Genomic DNA, 17864 nt, shown 5'->3' with positions numbered 1-17864 from the left:
TTTTGTAAGACCCTACTAATTTTAAACCTAAAATCTGCAATTACAGTTCAATCGTAAGCAACTGATTGTTCTGGACAGAGATACCTAGATATGGAGCTGTTATGTTAAAGGATATGTCTCCCTCATTGTGACTTGGAAGGCTTTTTCAGGTAGAAGCTGCGGTCAGTGGCACTCTTTACGGGTGTGTAAAGGCACACCACTGCACATGGACTTACGCAAAATCCTATTTTGGAGGATACTCTCAAAAAAAGATTAAGCAAATTGTAATGACCGGATGGAATTTTCTATCTTTATCCAACGTTCTTTGAAAAAATAATCCCTCGATAATCGAAGGAACCATTGTCGTCCCGCATGCATCAGCCGAGCTGGAACATGGATTAGAAACATGCGGATTGTGTTGGGCTCTTCTCTAAAACCATCTTCATCGTTGAGCCACATCATCCAAACCAGTAGATTGTAAGCCAGAATACAGGTCTGGAATATGGCGGAGTTGGCCCAAAAATCCTGTGTCAAAATGCTTCCAGAGGCCATCTGTCCCTTACACCACTCAATCCAGTTTTCACTGGCCCCCCGTTGGCAATAATACCTGTGGACGTCCCAGGGACTCAGGTTCATATTTGTTACATAACAAAAATAATCATACTCAGTCTTTGTAACGCTGAAAAAAAAGCAACTAAATTTGCTCTCTATTACTTGACGTACGGCCACAAACCGGCGGGGGTGTTTCCACCTCTCACATTTGTATGTGAATTCGGTCTTCTCATAGCCAGGTCTATTTTTAACCTTGTGCCATTTCTGAGCTTCTAAAAGCTGAGTGAGTCCTCGCATCTTAACCTTGATTAAGTACAAAGCATGAGCCTCTTCTAAGTAGTCTAAAAGTTCTCCATTAAAAAAGGCGGAATCTGCACGTACAATAATTTTCCAGACTCTCCTTGGAAGCTTGGCAAAGCACTCTTGCATAAACTCTACACAACCATTGGCTGAATAAGCAGCTCCGGCTCTAAACCAGTTGTGAAGACATTCCCGCGTCTCAGCAATAAAGCAAAGGAGCGGATGATATCCCCTTTGTCCTGGCTTCTTGGGGTTGTAACCCTTCTCGGCACCTTCCTGTTTCCCATACACCCCACGCACTGTAGAGTCCAAATCTAAAGTGATGCGGCTAAACCATTTTTTACCCCAAACCTTTTTGCGCACTTTTGTTTCTACATCGGAGAGCTCATTGCAATGTCGGGGATTAAACAACTTAAAAACCCGATTTATGGTAGTATAGTCAGGAAACCTTTCCCATTTAAAAAGCGACCTCAATGCTAAATCAGATCTTAGGATAAATACATGGCTCATATGCTTAGCCCCGGCTAACACTGCCATCATCAAAATCATGATAATGTCGGAAACCTTATACTGTGCGGTAGCTCCCCGCTTAATAGTAATGTGTTGCTCAAGCATCTTGGGAAGCTTCAGTTTGTCAGCAAACAGGCCCAGCAATACCAGTCCGGCGTTGCCCGTAAGATTTTTTTCAGTGAACTTAACATGGAATCTACGCATAGAATCAGTGCCTCCTTCATACTTCCTATTTGAAACACTTTATACCATTAATTCACTATATTGTCAAGCTAAACATTATCTTATGATGCAAATTTTAGGGACTGGATAAAATGCCACATCTCATCAAATTCTATTTCTTTTATCTCATTAGATATAGCTGGTTCAGGAAGTGATTCGGCTTCCTCTTTTATCCATCGGTAAGTCAATGAACGAGAAACTCCAAATAATTTAGCTAAAAAGACAAATGATGCTTTACCAAGAGAATAAAGAATAACTGCAAGAGCTTTTTTTACTTTCAGAGATTCTTTTCTCCTTGCATCTCCTATCACAAAAGTTCGTGAACAGTTCTTGCAAAAATACCGCTGTTTTTTACGAACAAAACCATTTTTGACCACTCGCGTTGAATTACAATGCTTGCATACAACCATTTTCTCCCTCCCATCATTTTGGTTGGGATAACTTATTATATTTCTATCTAAATGTAAACACTCTCTAATCCCAATAGAGCGTGTTTATAAAAAAAGGCCAGGCATCTTTGCCTGGCCTTATAGTGGCGTCAGGTAATCATTTAACCTAAATTAGAAGTCATAGGTGAAACCAAATGTTACGAGATAAGCATTGTCCTCTAAGTAATCATCTCCCCAGGTATCATCGTCCATATCCAGAGATGCATATCCGAGCTCTAATACTGCTGCCAAGTTTTCGTAGATTTTGTATTTGTTAGTGAGCATTACTTGAATAAAAGAATCTTCATCTGTTAACACGTAATGACCATCTATCTCAGCAGCATAGGCTGCACCATATTTTTCAATCAAGTCACTGTCAATAGTACCCTCTCCATATTCAATGGCAAAGGTGGACTTAAGATTTTCAACCAAAGAGATATCTTTAAAGGCAAAACCAACTAACCATACACCCATTGGAGATGTTTGTGCCAATCCAAAGTTATTGTCATTGAAATCAAAAACACTATTATCTCCAATAGCAAAGCCTCCTGGTGTTCCCCATCCGTCACTTGCAAGTACAGGGATACATTCACTTCCATCAAAAGGATCATCGTCATCTCCAGACATGTAATATCCATACACCGAAGGTGTCATAAAATCCATCTTGTAATCAATGGCTAGATCCACATACCAACCCTCTCTCTCACCAATTTCATCTTCGTTGCTGGAACCATTTCTATATTCTATATCGCTATCCAGTTTCCCGTATATAATGTTACCTTTGACAACTAGAGGCTCAAACATTGAAATTTCATAATACATTCCAGCATACCAGAGATCTGAATCATCTTTTTTCAAAGTTCCCGTAAGTGCTCCGTTATAATAGGCCTCAAGTCCGCCTGAATGAAGAAATACTTTTCCACCTGCTGGATAAGCACTATCTCCTATGGTTGCATATAGGAGATAAGGAGTCATTTTTGCACCCTCAATTCTTACAGGTAGTGTTAAGAAAAAGGCATCTATATTTTCATCTGACTCAGAACCTATCAGTCCATTATGATCTTCATTTACCCATGGTCTTGCCCATCCAATGGTTATGCCAAACATATCATTTATTTGAGCACTTACAATTGCACCAGTAATGTCACCATTGAATACTGGGCTTATACCCCCTTCAAATGTTCCAGGTAAAGACATACCTTGGGCACCAATTTTAAATAAGATATTTGTGTTGGGCCATTTAAAAGCAAGCATTGCCCGCTTTAGTTCCGTATTGGTAGTAGTATCCATTCCTGCTGCACCACCAGCATCCTTAAAAACTGGCCTTGATTTCTTACCCCATGTGGTATCGTATTCCAGAGCCAGAGTTGCCTTTAAATTCTCATTGGCAATAAAATCAAAATAAGGTCTGAGTCTTTGGGCTGCTGTAAACTCATTTTCGTCTGTATCGTCATCAAAATTATAGTTTGTAACATGAGATACATAGGCCCTAAAATAACCATAGGTTTTAACCTCTGTGGCAGAGGCGCTCAAGGCATAAGAGAGAACAAACACCCCTGCTACCAATGCCAAAAATAATTTCTTCATACCAACTTACCTCCTTTTGTTATGGGTTTACAATAAATCATATTCCCCTATACTTAGTAATTGTGGTCATATTTATCTTTAAATCTATGAATCAAATTTTTTACTCAAAGAAACATTGACATTTCCAGGTACAGCTGCTTGAGCCTTTGTTCAGGAAAATGATTGCTTCCAAAAAGGAACATCTCAACGCTATCATTTTCTTGGAAAGAGGTAATATCATGGAAGGTGTTACAATATATTGGCAAAAAAGTGACAAATTTTACAAATTTTTACGTGGAGTCAATTTCTTTTCAATTTCCTTTTAGGTGTTAATGAACTATTCTTATTGACTATTTATTTTTTGATATTACTTTATATTATGAATCCATTGAAAAAATAATTAAAATAGTGTGTAATAAGCGGAAAAAACCGCTTATTTTTTTGTGCTTACTTATCGAGTTATATTTAAGAGGAGGGTGAATTAGAAATGGCTGTTAAATATAAGGATTACTATAAAATTTTAGGTGTTTCAAGGAACGCAACCCAGGAAGAGATAAATAAGGCCTTTAAAAAATTGGCCAAAAAATATCATCCAGACTTTAATCCAAACAACAAAGAAGCTGAAGAAAAATTCAAAGAAATAAACGAAGCCTATGAGGTTTTAAAGGATCCTGAAAAACGCAAAAGATACGACATGCTTGGTGCCAATTGGGAACATGGCCAGAATTTTGAACCCCCCCCAGGGTTTGAAAATGTACGGTTTCATTTTAGTACAAGCGGTGGTGAAGGCTTTGAAGGATTTAGTGATTTCTTTGATCTCATTTTTGGGGATCTATTTGGCGAGTCAAGGGGTGGTAAATTTAGAAGCGGTTCCAAAAAATTCAGATTTGCAGGAGATCCCTTCTCTGGATCTGGCCAATTTTATGGAAATGACTTTTTTGAGCAAGCTAACACCAGAGGTGCAGATTCAGAGGCAGAAATCGAACTTACACTAGAAGATGCATATAAAGGCGGAAAAAAGACAATCACCCTATCTGATGGAGCTTCATCAAAGGTGCTTACTGTAAATATTCCCCCTGGAGTTAGTGAAGGATCAAAGATTCGTCTGGCTGGTCAGGGACAAATAGGACCTGGGGGAGCTAAAGGAGATTTATATCTTAAAGTAAAATTACTTCCCCATCATTTGTTTAAGGTTGAAGGAAATAACGTAATTTTAGACCTTCCTTTAACTCCATGGGAGGCAGCTTTGGGATGTTCTGTGTCCATCCCTACTTTAGATGGTAGAGTTGAATTAAAGGTGCCTCCAGGAACAAGCAGCGGTCAAAAGTTGAGGATAAAAGGGAAAGGCCTTGGTAGGGGCGCAAAAAAAGGAGATTTTTTTGCGAGAATCCAGATTAAAGTCCCAAAAAATTTAAGTCCCAGAGAAAGGGAGCTTTTTGAAGAACTCAAAAAAATATCAAATTTTAATCCAAGAAATTTTTAAAAAATAATTAAAAAGGAGGAAACAATTATGGATCTAAATAAATTTACACAAAAATCAAGAGAGGCATTATCTGAAGCACAAAACATAGCTATCAAGCATAATAATCAGCAGGTAGATGTTGAACATTTGGCATATGCACTGGTTTCTCAGGAAGATGGCTTGATACCCAGGGTTTTGGAAAGGGGAAATATTGATCCAAATGCTTATAGGGATTCTATTGAAAGAGAAATCCAAAATCTACCCAAGGTCATGGGACCTGGTGCCCAGCCAGGACAGATCTATGTAACCCATAGATTAAATGATGTCCTTGTTCGTGCCCAGGATTTAGCAAAAAAGATGCAGGACGAATACGTCAGTGTTGAACATATATTCATGTGTATTTTAGATGAAAATCCTTCTACTCCAATTGGTAGAGTAAATCAGATATTTAAATTGGATAAAGATAAATTTTTATCCCTCTTAATTGAAGTGAGAGGACATCAAAAGGTAACATCTGATAATCCCGAGGCAACCTATGAGGCCTTGCAAAAATATGGACGGGATTTAGTGGAAGAGGCAAGGCGTGGAAAGCTGGATCCTGTTATTGGCAGAGACAGTGAAATTAGACGGGTGATTAGGATCTTGAGCAGGAGGACAAAAAATAATCCTGTATTAATTGGTGAGGCAGGTGTTGGTAAAACAGCAATAGTAGAAGGCCTTGCCCAGAGAATAGTTAAACAAGATGTCCCTGAAGGATTAAAAGATAAGACCATATATGCCTTAGATATGGGAGCATTAATTGCTGGTGCCAAATTCAGAGGTGAATTTGAAGAGAGGCTCAAGGCTGTATTAAAGGAAATTCAGGAATCTGAGGGCAGGATTATTCTATTTATTGATGAGCTCCATACAATAGTTGGTGCTGGTAGGGCAGAAGGTGCAATGGATGCTGGAAATATTCTAAAACCCATGTTGGCAAGGGGTGAGCTCCATTGTATAGGTGCAACTACCTTAGATGAATACAGAAAATACATTGAAAAAGACCCGGCCTTAGAGAGGAGATTCCAACCTGTCATTGTTGATGAACCTTCAGTTGAGGATACCATCTCGATTTTGAGAGGACTTAAAGAGAGGTTTGAAGTACACCACGGAGTTAGGATAAGCGACAGTGCCCTTGTTACCGCTGCAACTCTCTCACATAGGTATATCTCTGATAGACATCTGCCAGATAAGGCCATTGATTTAATTGATGAGGCAGCAGCAAAAATTAGGACAGAAATTGATTCCATGCCAACAGAGTTGGATGAGATAAATAGAAAGATTATGCAGCTGGAGATAGAGAGAGAAGCTCTAAAAAAGGAAAAAGACGATGCATCTAAAGAAAGGCTAACAAAATTAGAAGAGGAACTTGCAGAACTCACAAAACTTAGAGATGAAATGCTTGCCCAATGGGAAGAGGAAAAGAAAGAAATCAAAGAGCTTCAACAGCTAAAAGAAGAGCTTGAGCGTGTGAGGTTGGAAATAGAAGAGGCAGAAAGAAACTATGATCTAAACAAGGTGGCTGAGCTAAAATATGGAAAATATACTGAAATAGAAGCAAAAATAAAGGCAAAAGAAGAAGAGCTTGAGAAAAAAGGTAAAAGGAGATTATTGAAAGAAGAGGTTGGACCTGAAGATGTAGCTGAGATTATTTCCAAGTGGACAGGTATTCCAGTGACAAAACTAATGGAGGGAGAAAAGGAAAAACTCTTGAGACTTCCTGAGGAGTTGCATAGACGTGTTGTTGGACAGGATGAGGCTGTTCAGGCTGTATCCAATGCAGTTTTAAGGGCAAGGGCTGGCCTAAAGGATCCAAACAGACCTATTGGGTCATTTATGTTCCTAGGACCTACAGGTGTTGGAAAAACTGAATTATGTAAGACCCTGGCTGAAGCCCTGTTCGATACAGAAGACAATATGGTAAGATTAGATATGTCAGAATATATGGAAAAACATACTGTATCTCGTTTAATTGGAGCTCCTCCAGGATATGTGGGTTATGAAGAGGCAGGACAGCTCACTGAAGCAGTGAGGAGAAAACCTTATTGTGTAATCCTTTTAGACGAAATAGAAAAGGCACATCCTGATGTATTTAATATATTATTGCAAATATTAGATGATGGTCGACTCACTGATAGTCACGGGAGGACTGTTGATTTTAAAAATACCATAATAATCATGACATCAAACTTAGGATCTAATTATCTACTTGAAGGTATAACTGAAACTGGTGAACTAAAACCAGGTGTAAAAGAACAGGTATTTGCCCAATTAAAGTCCCACTTCAGACCTGAATTCTTGAACAGGGTTGATGAGATTGTCTTGTTTAAACCTCTTATGTTAGAAGAGATCAAAAAGGTTGTGGATCTACTTGTTGAGAGGATCAGAAACAGACTACAAGAAAGGAAGATTGGCCTTGAATTAACAGAGAGAGCCAGGGAATTTATAGCAAGAGAGGCCTATGATCCAGTTTATGGCGCAAGACCCTTAAGAAGATACTTACAGACTAAGGTGGAAACAGAGATTGCCAAGATGATAATTGCAGGAAAGGTAATGGAAGGTCAAAAGGTGATTATAGATGTTGAAAATGGTTCACTTGTTTTTAAAGTAAATTAATGAAATAGTATCAGCCTAGGTTTGTCAAATGACAAGCCTAGGCTGATTTTTTTTCTCCTTACCCATCTCATTCAGAAACTACATTCCTGAGAAATCCAATTTTAATATGAAAACAGCCACACCCTCACCCAAATCTGCCTTAAAAAGGAGATAATATCTAGTTGAAAGTGAAATTAAAAACATGTATGCAAACATCAATGTTTAACGCTATTATCTTTTTTTTTATATAACTTTATACAGGTTTAAAAATTTTATAGAAAGATTTTAAAAAAACCAGGAAGTTAAATCTGTTGTCTATGTGAACAAAAATTATTTAGGGGGATTTTTATGAAAGTAGTTTATGGGGTTTGGGGAGATAGGGTGATAGATAATCGCCACCTACCCCATGATCAGATTCCAGATGAACCAGGTTTTGATGGTTTAGATTTATCAAATAAAGGCAAAAAGACCCTTGGGTTTGTTGCCTGGAATGGATTTTTGGTATTTGATAACTCAGTAAATTTGATTGATCTTTTGAGAAAATATGTGGAGATTATCCAAAGGGATGTATCATGTGGAAAGTGCACTCCCTGTAGGTTAGGTACCAAGGTGGCAATGGATGTTTTAATGCGTATAGTTGAAGGTGTTGGTCGGGAAAATGATTTAAAAATATTGGAAAAAATGGTGGAGCTTACCTATGATGCTTCTATGTGTGAGTTGGGACACACGTCCCTAATTCCACTTGGAAAGGCATTGACTCATTTTAGGGATATATTTTTGAGTTCTTTGAAGACAAAAAATGAGATAGACACTTTAGATTATAGATGGAAAGTAACTGCCCCTTGTATAGAGGCATGTCCAATTCAGATAGATATACCTCAATATATTGAATACATAAAAAGGGGATATTACTCACTTTCTCTTTTGACCATTCAGGAAAAGAATCCATTATCTTCTATATGTGGTAGGATTTGTGTAGCATTTTGTGAGCATGCATGCAGGAGAAGACAAATTGACTCTCCCATTGCTATAAAACACCTAAAGAGATTTGTATCTGATTGGGTATATGATTTGGAAAAAGAAGACCCTTATAAAGGGCTATCTAAGGAGCCTCCAAAGGGGAAAAAGGTTGCCATAGTTGGTGCTGGTCCTGCAGGTCTGACAAGTGCTCACTTTTTGCTTAAAAAAGGATATGATGTCCACATTTTTGAAGCAACGGACCGAATTGGTGGGATGATGATGTGGGGAATCCCTGAATATAGACTTCCTAAAGAAGTTGTAAACAGGGATGTAAGATTAATTAAAGACCTTGGTGCAGAGATATATTATAACAAGGCCCTTGGTAAAGATTTTACACTCAAAGAATTAAAAGAAAAATATGACGCAGTATTTGTAAGTATTGGTGCCAAAAAGACCAGAAGGCTGGGCATACCTGGAGAGGAGTTAAATCCAGAAGGATATTATGAGGCCCTTGAGTTCTTAAGAAAATATAATAATAACGAACCAGTTAAGCTGGGGAAAAAAGCAATTGTTGTTGGAGCTGGTAATGTTGCCATGGATTGTTGTAGGTCATTAAAAAGACTTGGTGTAGAAGATGTATTAGTGGTCTATAGAAGGACTGAAAAAGAGATGCCTGCACATAAGGAAGAATATGAAGCGGCCTTAAGAGAAGGAGTTAAATTTCAATTTCTCCAAAATCCCACAAGGATTATTGTTGAAGATGGAAAGATAGTTGGAGTTGAGCTTGTAAAGATGAAATTAGGTGAGCCAGATGCATCAGGAAGGAGGAGGCCAGAGGTGATTGAGGGTTCGGAATTTGTAATTGAGACAGATATACTTATTCCTGCCATTGGACAACAGATTGATCTAAGTTGGCTGGACAGTGAGAAAGACCTTAAAATAAAAAAGACAAAGCGAAATACTGTAGCTGTTGATAAAGATACCCTCATGACTGATGAAGAGGGAATTTTTGCTGGAGGAGACTGTGTCTTGGGTCCTGCAACATTGATTGAAGCTGCAGCGCAAGGAAAGAGGGCCGCAACTTACATTGACCAATACTTAAGATATGGTAAATTTGAGATAGAAGATTCTCAAATGATATCTGATATGTTAAAAGATACTGGCCTTTTTACAGAATCTCAATTTGTGGATTATTTTGAATCAGAAATAAACAAAAAGATGTTAATAGAAGAGACCCCCCTTATTATTAAGAAAAAGGCGGATCCAGAAAATATAATTATAACACCCATGGATGCAATAACAGATGCTGATAGGTGCCTTAGATGTTATAAAGTAATTTTAGTCGGGTTTGATAAAGGAGGTAATACCAATGATTAGTCTTACAATAGACGGTGTTAAAATAAAAACAAATCCTGGTAAAACAATTTTAGAAGTTTGTCAGGAAAATGATATATATATTCCAACTCTATGTTATTTAAAGAGACTTGGACCTATAGGCACTTGCAGGATGTGTCTTGTTGAAATTGAAGGTCTAACTATTCCTGTTGCCAGTTGCACCACTAAGGCAAAAGATGGAATGGTAATACATACAAATACAGATAGATTAGAGAGACTGAGGAGGGAAAACCTGAAGATATTAATTGCCCATCATCCTATATCAATTTTTTCCTCAATAGATGAGGACAATGAATTGCTTTCCCTTGTCCATAGATATGGGATTACTCCAGCAGAAATATATGAATATGGAACTGAACCAATAGAATATCATAAATCAAAGCATCCATCTCCAGTTCTTAAATACAATCCTAATAGATGTATATTATGTGGAAGATGTATTGAAGCATGTACAGAGGTGTGTAGGGTAGGCGCACTTATGTATGATGGAAAGGGGGCATCAGCAGTTGTTAATGCACAACAAAAAACAATATTTTATTCTCCTGAGTGTATTTCTTGTGGAGAATGTCTATCAGTATGTCCTGTCAATGCCATAGAATTTGAAAAGGCAAGACATGATGTTCCAAAATGGGCAACAAAGGATGTTGAAACAATATGTCCTTATTGTGGTGTTGGTTGTACTGTTATTTACAGGGCAACTGACCAGGAGATTATTGGGGTTGAGAAAAAATATGAAAAAGGGGTCAATAAAGGTAGCCTGTGTGTAAAAGGAAGGTTTGGTTATGATTTTGTAACAAATAAAAACAGATTAAAGACCCCTCTTTTGCGGCAGTCAAATGGATTTGTTCCAATATCATGGGATGAGGCATATGATATAATCAGAGTAAAATTAATGGAGATAAAAGCAAAATATGGTCCAGATGCAATCATGGGACTTTCTTCTGCAAAATCTAGAAATGAGGACAATTATCTTTTTCAGAAATTTATGAGGGCTGCAATTGGTACAAACAACGTAGACCACTGCGCCCGTCTCTGACATTCCTCAACAGTGGCCGGGCTGGCCGCAACATTTGGTGCAGGTGCCATGACTAATTCCATAGATGACATGACAAAGGCAGATGTAATCTTCGTAATAGGCTCAAATACAACAGAAGCCCATCCAGTAATTGGTACTATGATAAAAAGAAGCGTTGATGTCAGGGGCGCTAAGTTAATTGTATGTGATCCAAGAAGAATAGAACTTACAAAATTTGCTTCCCTGTGGCTTAGACATAACCCTGGAACAGATGTTGCTTTGCTAAATGGTATAGCCCATATCCTTTATGAAAAAGGGATGTGGAATAGAGAGTTTGTGGAAAATCGAACTGAAAATTTTGACAAATATTTAGAGGTAATTCGTGAATATACGCCAGATAAGGTAAGTTCAATATGTGAAATTAGTGTGGAACAACTAAACAGGGCAGCTGAGTTAATTGGATCTGTTACCAATGTGTCCTTTGTATATGCAATGGGTATAACCCAGCATAAAAATGGAACCGATGTGGTGAAATCAGTTGCAAATCTGGCTCTTTTGACTGGAAATGTAGGTAAAGAGAGAAGTGGAGTAAATCCTTTGAGAGGTCAGAATAATGTGCAGGGCGCATGTGATATGGGAGCACTTCCAGATGTTTTGCCAGGATATATGAGCGTTAGGGACCATAATGTTAGACGGTTATTTGAGGTGGTATGGGGAGTCCAAAGTCTTCCTGATAAACCTGGAACCAGGGCATCTCTCATTAGCCATGAGATAGATAAAGGCAATATCAAGGCCCTTTATATAATGGGAGAAAATCCAGTATTGAGCGATGCTAATTTGACTGGTTTAAAAAATTCCTTTGAAAAGCTGGAATTTATGGTGGTTCAAGACATCTTTTTAAGTGATACTGCAAAATATGCAGACCTAATCCTTCCAGCCACGTCATCATTTGAGAGTTATGGCACATATACAAATACTGAGAGGCGTGTTCAATTGGTAAGACCTGTTTTAGAACCAGTTGGAAATTCAAGACCAGACTGGATGATTTTAAGGGATCTTATGAGACATTTTCAAATCAGTGCTGATTATTCCTCACCTGAGGATATATTTAATGAGATTCGAAAGGTAGTGCCCCAGTATAGGGGAATTACATATGAGAGGCTGAAAAAAGGTGGTATTCAGTGGCCATGTCCATCTGAAAACCATCCTGGGACTAAATTTTTATACAAAGATAAGTTTAGCACACAGAGTGGAAAGGCAAAATTTGATCCTGCAATTCAGCCTTCATATGAGGAAGATTTTAAAGATTATGAATATACCCTTACAACTGGAAGGGTTATATACCACTACCATACTGGTACCATGACCAGAAGGAGCTATGCCCTTGATAAATTGGCTCCTCAAGGATATGTATGCATAAATCCCGACGATGCCAGGGAAATTGGAATTGAGAAAGAGGGTAAAATAAGATTAAAATCAGAGGTAGGTGAGTTAGTAGCACCTGTTAAGATAACTGATATAGTTCCAAGAAAAGTGATATTTTCCACCTTCCACTTCTCTGAACTTCCAATAAATACTTTAACATCAGAAAGACTGGATCCTGTGTGCAACATACCAGAATTTAAAGTGATCCCTGTGAATATTGAGCCTGTTGATTAGTGATTCGTGATTGGTGGATTGTGATTTGTAGGGGCAATTCATGAATTGCCCCTACTAGTGATTATTAACCTGGGTTTAGGATTAATCCCAATAGAGCGTGTTTATAAAAAAAGGCCAGGCATCTTTGCCTGGCCTTATAGTGGCGCCAGGTAATAATTTAACCTAAATTAGAAGTCATAGGTAAAACCGAATGTTACGAGATAAGCATCATCGTCTAAGTAATCTTTACCCTTCCGATTTTCCCATGTGTCGTCATCCATATCTAAAGATGCATATCCGAGCTCTAAAACTGCTGCAAGGTTTTCATAGATTTTATATTTGTTAGTGAGCATTACCTGGATAAAAGAATCTTCATCAGTTAACACATAATTACCATCTATCTGAGCAACATAGTCTGAACCATATTTTTTAATCAAGTCACTGTCAACAGTACCTTTTCCATATTCAATGGCAAAGGTGGATTTTAGATTCTCAATCAAAGAAATGTCTTTTAAAGCAAAACCAATTAGCCAAAGTCCGGTAGGAGATTCTTGTACCAATCCATAGTTATTGTCATTGAAATCAAAAAAAGTGGTATCTCCAATAGCAAAGCCTCCTGGTGTGCCCCATCCATCACTTGCAAGGATAGGGATACATTCACTTCCATCCCAAGGATCATCATCATCTCCAGACATATAGTATCCGTACAAAGAAGGTGTCATGAAATCCATCTTGTAATCAATGGCCAGATCCACATACCAACCCTCTCTCTCACCAATTTCATCTTCATTCCTGGCACCATTTCTATATTCAATATCGCTATCCAGTTTCCCATATATAATGTTACCTTTAACAACTATAGGCTCAAACATTGAAATTTCATAATACATTCCAGCATACCAGAGATCTGAATCATCTTCTTTCAAAGTTCCTGTATTATAATAGGCCTGAAGTCCACCTGAATGAAGAAATACCTGACCTTCTGCTGGGTAAGCCCTGTCACCTATAGTTGCATATAAGAAATAAGGTGTGACTTGTGTACCTTCAATTCTCACTGGCACAGTCAAGAAGAAGGCATCTATATTTTCATCTGACTCAGAGCCTATAAGTGCATTATCATCTTCATTTACCCATGGTCTTGCCCATCCAAAGGTTATGCCAAACATATCATTTATTTGAGCACTTACAATTGCGCCAGTAATGTCACCATTAAATACCGGACTAACCCCTCCTTCACGGTTAAGCTCTCCTCCAAATGTTCCAGGTAGAGACATTCCCTGGGCACCAATTTTAAAGAGGATATTTGTATTTGGCCATTTAAAAGTAAGCATAGCCCTCTTTAACTCTGTATTAGTAGTAGTATCCATTCCAGCTGCACCACCAGCATCCCCTAAAGCATTCCTTGATTTCTTACCCCATGTGGTGTCGTATTCCAGAGCCAAAGTTGCCTTTAAATTCTCATTGGCAATAAAATCAAAATAAGGTCTGAGTCTTTGAGCTGCAGTAAATTCATTTTCGTCTGTATCGTCATCAAAATTATAGTTTGTAACATGAGATACATAGGCCCTGAAATAACCATAGGTTTTAAGCTCTGTTGCAGAGGCGCTCAAGGCATAAGAGAGGACGAACACCCCTGCTAGCAATGCCAAAAATAATTTCTTCATACCAACCTACCTCCTTTTGCATTTTTTAACCAAACCTGACGCCACTAACTGAAAACAATATATAAACGAGTTTAGGAGAAAATCAAGCAAAATTTTGCAGAAAGTTAAAAAATTTTTACGGTAAAAATTTTTTAACTTAACGTTGTTTGAACACTCATGTTTAAGTTGCTTTTTTTTTAAAAAAAATCTATATTTCAATCTATTAAAATTCTTTTTTAGTAAACCCTTATGCACAAGATAAAATACATCCTGCAAAATCTAATTTTTATTCCCTGTGTGGTTGTTTCAACTATTATTGGTGGACTATTAGTTATAATCATCACTGTTTTTTCAAAAAAATCTCCCTTAATAAAAAAAATTGAATATATGTGGTCAAAGGTGGTTATCTGGTCTGCGGGAATTGACATTGTGTGTGAATCCACTCAATTAGATAAAAATAAATGTTATATCTTTATTTCAAATCACCTTTCTCTTCTTGACATCCCAATAATTATGAAAACCTTGAAAGATTTCTCACCAAGATTTATTGCAAAGGATTCTCTTTTTAAAATCCCTGTATTTGGATGGGGAATGAAGGCAGTAGGTCATATCCCTATACACAGAAAAAATAAAAGAAAGGCTTTAAGGGATTTAAATAAGGCGGTTGAGACCTTAAAAAAAGGAGAATCTGTTGTTATCTTTCCAGAAGGTACAAGAAATATAAAGGAGAATAGATTACTCGATTTCCAGGTTGGTCCTTTTATTTTGGCAATAAAACTTGGCCTTGAGATGGTGCCAATAACAATTTATGGAACAAACAAATGTCTGCCAAGAGGCAATATTTTTGTCAGACCATCAAAGGTGTATATAAGGGTACATAAACCCTTAGATTGGCCCAAAAAATATTCTATAAAACAGCGGGAAGAACTAAAAAACAACACGCAAATTTATATGCAAGAAAAGTATCTGGAGTTGATTAAATGGGTAAAAGAAAAAAAGTCACTATATATCCAATAGGAGGCCTTGGAGAGATTGGTTTAAATTGCCTATATCTGGAAACACAAGAAACAGGGGTCTTAATTGATTGTGGCCTTATGTTCCCTGATACATTTCACTATGGGGTGGACGTGGTCATTCCAAGACTGGATTTTATTATTTCCAAAAAAGACAACTTAAAGGCAATAGTGGTAACACATGGTCATGAGGATCATATTGGAGCACTTCCCTGGCTCCTTCGAGACATAAAAGTGCCCATCTATGGTTCTAAATTTACTCTTGCTCTTATAGAAAACAAGGTGAAAGACTATAATTTATCAGATCCTAACAAGCTTATTTTAAAAGAAATAGTACCCAGAGAAAAAGTAGAGATAGGTGATTTTATTTTTCATTTTTTTTCCGTTTGTCACTCTATTATTCAGGGTTATTGTCTGGGGATAGAGACTCCTGTTGGAAAGATAGTTCACAGTGGAGATTTTAAAATAGATCAAAAACCCTTAGGTAATCATAAAACAGACTTAGAGGGCATATCTGAATTTTCTAAAGACGGAGTTATGCTCCTTTTATCAGACTCAACCAATGTGGAATTAGATGGTTTTGCCCTAACAGAAAGGGAGGTTATGGCCTCTTTGGAGAAAATTTTTAAGATTGCTAAGGGCAGGATATTAATAACCCTATTTTCAAGCCATATACAGAGAATCCAGGAAATTTTTGAGTTAACTAAAAGTTTAAACCGCAAAATGGCTATTTGCGGAAGGAGCCTTGAGTCAAATGTGGATATAGCAAGAAGGTTAGGGCTCCTTAAATTAGATGAAGATTATTTGATTCCTTTAGAAAATTTAGATAAATTAAAAGATGAAGAAATAGTACTTTTAGTAACAGGCTCCCAGGGAGAACCCATGTCAGCATTGACCCGCCTTGCTGAGGGCTCCCATAGACAATTAAAAATTCATGAGGGAGATACTGTTATAATGTCATCTAGATTTATTCCTGGAAACACCAAGGCAATTACGTCAGTAATAAATAAGCTGTACAAGCTTGGTGCCGAGGTGTTATATGAAAAAGTACAGGATGTACATGCATCAGGGCATGCCCACAAAGAAGAATTAAAGATCATGTTAAACACTGTGAAACCAAAATTCTTTATCCCTATTCACGGTGAATATAGGCATCTTGTAAAACATAAGAACCTGGCAATTGAATGTGGCGTTGCACCTGAGAGGGCACTTATTTTAGAAGATGGAAACCCAATAACTTTTTATCCAGAGGGGATAAAATTAGAAGATCCCTTTCCAGCAAATGCTATACTTGTAGATGGAAAAGGTGTAGGAGATGTAGGCACTACAATTTTAAAAGAAAGACAGCTACTCGCTGATGAAGGAATGGTTTTACTAATATTGGTGATAGATGAAAATAATGGAGAGATTTTAATAGGTCCAAAACTCCAATCTAAAGGATTTATATTTGAACAGGAGTATTCATACATTCTAGAAGATGCGGAAAAAATAGTACTGGACATTTACAATAAATCAGGGAAAATCTCCAAGTCCAATTTAAAGAAAAAAATTAAAAATTCTCTAAGAAGATACTTTAGACGGACATTAGAGAGGGACCCTGTTGTAATCCCAGTTATTATTACGGTTTGATTTTGATGCTATGGACCGAAGTGAGAATTGTTCGCTCTTTACTCACAAATTGCAAATTAAGAAACTATATAAAAAAGGGGCTACAATGAAATTAATAAGAGTTTTTTACAGGGGCAAAACTTTTTATGGAGCACTAACAGATCAAAAGGTCTATCCATTAGACAAAGAAGCAAAACAGTTTGGGACCATTCCACTGAAGGATATTCAGCTTTTACCTTTGGTAGTGCCATCAAAAATCATATGTGTGGGCCTCAATTATAAAGCCCATGCAAGGGAACTTAATATGGAGATTCCAGAGGAGCCTGTTCTTTTTCTGAAGCCACCATCTTCAATAATTGGTACTGGCGAAGAAATAGTCTATCCTAAAATGTCAAAAAGTGTTCATTATGAAGGCGAACTTGCTGTAATAATAGGAAAACAGTGTAAAAATGTCTCTCCAAAGGATGCTCCAGATTATATTTTTGGTTTTACTTGCGCCAATGATGTTACAGCCAGGGATTTACAACAAAAGGATGGCCAGTGGACCAGAGCCAAGGGCTTTGACACCTTTTGTCCAGTTGGCCCCTGGATTGAAACCGAATTTAGACATATGGACGATTTAACTATAAAGACAATTGTTAATGGAGAATTAAAACAAGAAGGTCAAACATCTGATATGATAGTTACCCCTTTTGAACTTGTAAGCTTTATATCGTCGATCATGACACTTTTGCCTGGAGACGTTATATTAACTGGTACTCCTCCAGGTGTAGGAGAATTAAAACCAGGTGATGAAGTTCACATAGAAATTGAAGGACTTGGAACACTTATAAACAAGGTAGTAGAAGAGAAATAAAAAGCCAATTTTTTGTCTTGCAAAGTCTTTTTTTTTCGTCTAAAAGTCACCTTTTACGTGCAAAAAACACACACCCATGGCATAAA

Annotated in this window: 11 protein-coding genes; 7 read left to right on the top strand and 4 right to left on the bottom strand. The window is 37.5% G+C overall.

Features of this window, described 5'->3' with window-relative positions:
- Positions 1-252: 252 nt before the first annotated feature.
- From ACYQ1E_RS09830 to ACYQ1E_RS09820, 3 genes are all read right to left on the bottom strand, one after another.
- Positions 253-1545, bottom strand: a complete 1293-nt coding sequence (locus tag ACYQ1E_RS09830; RefSeq protein ID WP_459878722.1) for an IS1380 family transposase — start codon at positions 1543-1545, stop codon at positions 253-255.
- A gap of 80 nt (positions 1546-1625) precedes the next feature.
- Entirely contained in the window at positions 1626-1973 is a 348-nt protein-coding gene (locus tag ACYQ1E_RS09825) for an IS1/IS1595 family N-terminal zinc-binding domain-containing protein (protein ID WP_459878719.1), read from the bottom strand.
- A gap of 150 nt (positions 1974-2123) precedes the next feature.
- Positions 2124-3578: an outer membrane homotrimeric porin gene (locus ACYQ1E_RS09820; protein WP_459878716.1), complete on the bottom strand. Its 1455-nt coding sequence runs from the start codon at positions 3576-3578 to the stop codon at positions 2124-2126.
- Positions 3579-4044: 466 nt separating this feature from the next.
- Between ACYQ1E_RS09820 and ACYQ1E_RS09815 the strand changes: the two genes are divergently transcribed.
- The 4 genes from ACYQ1E_RS09815 (at position 4045) to fdhF (ending at position 12679) form a co-directional block, all read left to right on the top strand.
- Positions 4045-5040, top strand: coding sequence for a DnaJ C-terminal domain-containing protein (locus ACYQ1E_RS09815; RefSeq protein ID WP_459878713.1), 996 nt, complete (start codon positions 4045-4047; stop codon positions 5038-5040).
- Positions 5041-5067: 27 nt separating this feature from the next.
- The gene (gene clpB / locus ACYQ1E_RS09810) at positions 5068-7671 is read left to right on the top strand and encodes an ATP-dependent chaperone ClpB (protein ID WP_459878710.1); all 2604 of its coding nucleotides are present in this window, start codon (positions 5068-5070) and stop codon (positions 7669-7671) included.
- Between the two features lie 327 nt (positions 7672-7998).
- On the top strand, positions 7999-9987 hold the full coding sequence (locus ACYQ1E_RS09805; RefSeq protein ID WP_459878707.1) for an FAD-dependent oxidoreductase: 1989 nt from the start codon (positions 7999-8001) through the stop codon (positions 9985-9987).
- Positions 9980-12679, top strand: a complete 2700-nt coding sequence (gene fdhF / locus ACYQ1E_RS09800) for a formate dehydrogenase subunit alpha (protein ID WP_459878704.1) — start codon at positions 9980-9982, stop codon at positions 12677-12679. Before ACYQ1E_RS09805 ends, fdhF begins: the two co-directional genes overlap by 8 nt.
- Positions 12680-12846: 167 nt before the next feature.
- Here fdhF and ACYQ1E_RS09795 read toward each other — a convergent pair whose 3' ends face one another.
- Positions 12847-14322, bottom strand: coding sequence for an outer membrane homotrimeric porin (locus ACYQ1E_RS09795; RefSeq protein WP_459878701.1), 1476 nt, complete (start codon positions 14320-14322; stop codon positions 12847-12849).
- Between the two features lie 228 nt (positions 14323-14550).
- On the opposite strand from ACYQ1E_RS09795, the gene ACYQ1E_RS09790 reads away from it, so the two are divergent.
- The 3 genes from ACYQ1E_RS09790 to ACYQ1E_RS09780 all read left to right on the top strand — a co-directional run bounded on the left by ACYQ1E_RS09790 (position 14551) and on the right by ACYQ1E_RS09780 (position 17778).
- Positions 14551-15318, top strand: coding sequence for a lysophospholipid acyltransferase family protein (locus ACYQ1E_RS09790; protein WP_459878698.1), 768 nt, complete (start codon positions 14551-14553; stop codon positions 15316-15318).
- A complete protein-coding gene (locus tag ACYQ1E_RS09785) occupies positions 15282-16943 on the top strand; it encodes a ribonuclease J (RefSeq protein WP_459878695.1) in 1662 nt (553 codons plus the stop codon). The genes ACYQ1E_RS09790 and ACYQ1E_RS09785 overlap by 37 nt, the downstream gene beginning before the upstream one ends.
- 85 nt (positions 16944-17028) lie before the next feature.
- Positions 17029-17778, top strand: coding sequence for a fumarylacetoacetate hydrolase family protein (locus tag ACYQ1E_RS09780; RefSeq protein WP_459878692.1), 750 nt, complete (start codon positions 17029-17031; stop codon positions 17776-17778).
- Positions 17779-17864 lie beyond the last annotated feature (86 nt).

Source organism: Desulfothermus naphthae (genome assembly GCF_054657475.1).
Note: the sequence above shows the minus strand (reverse complement) of the source record. Positions and strands in the feature narration are given on the sequence as shown.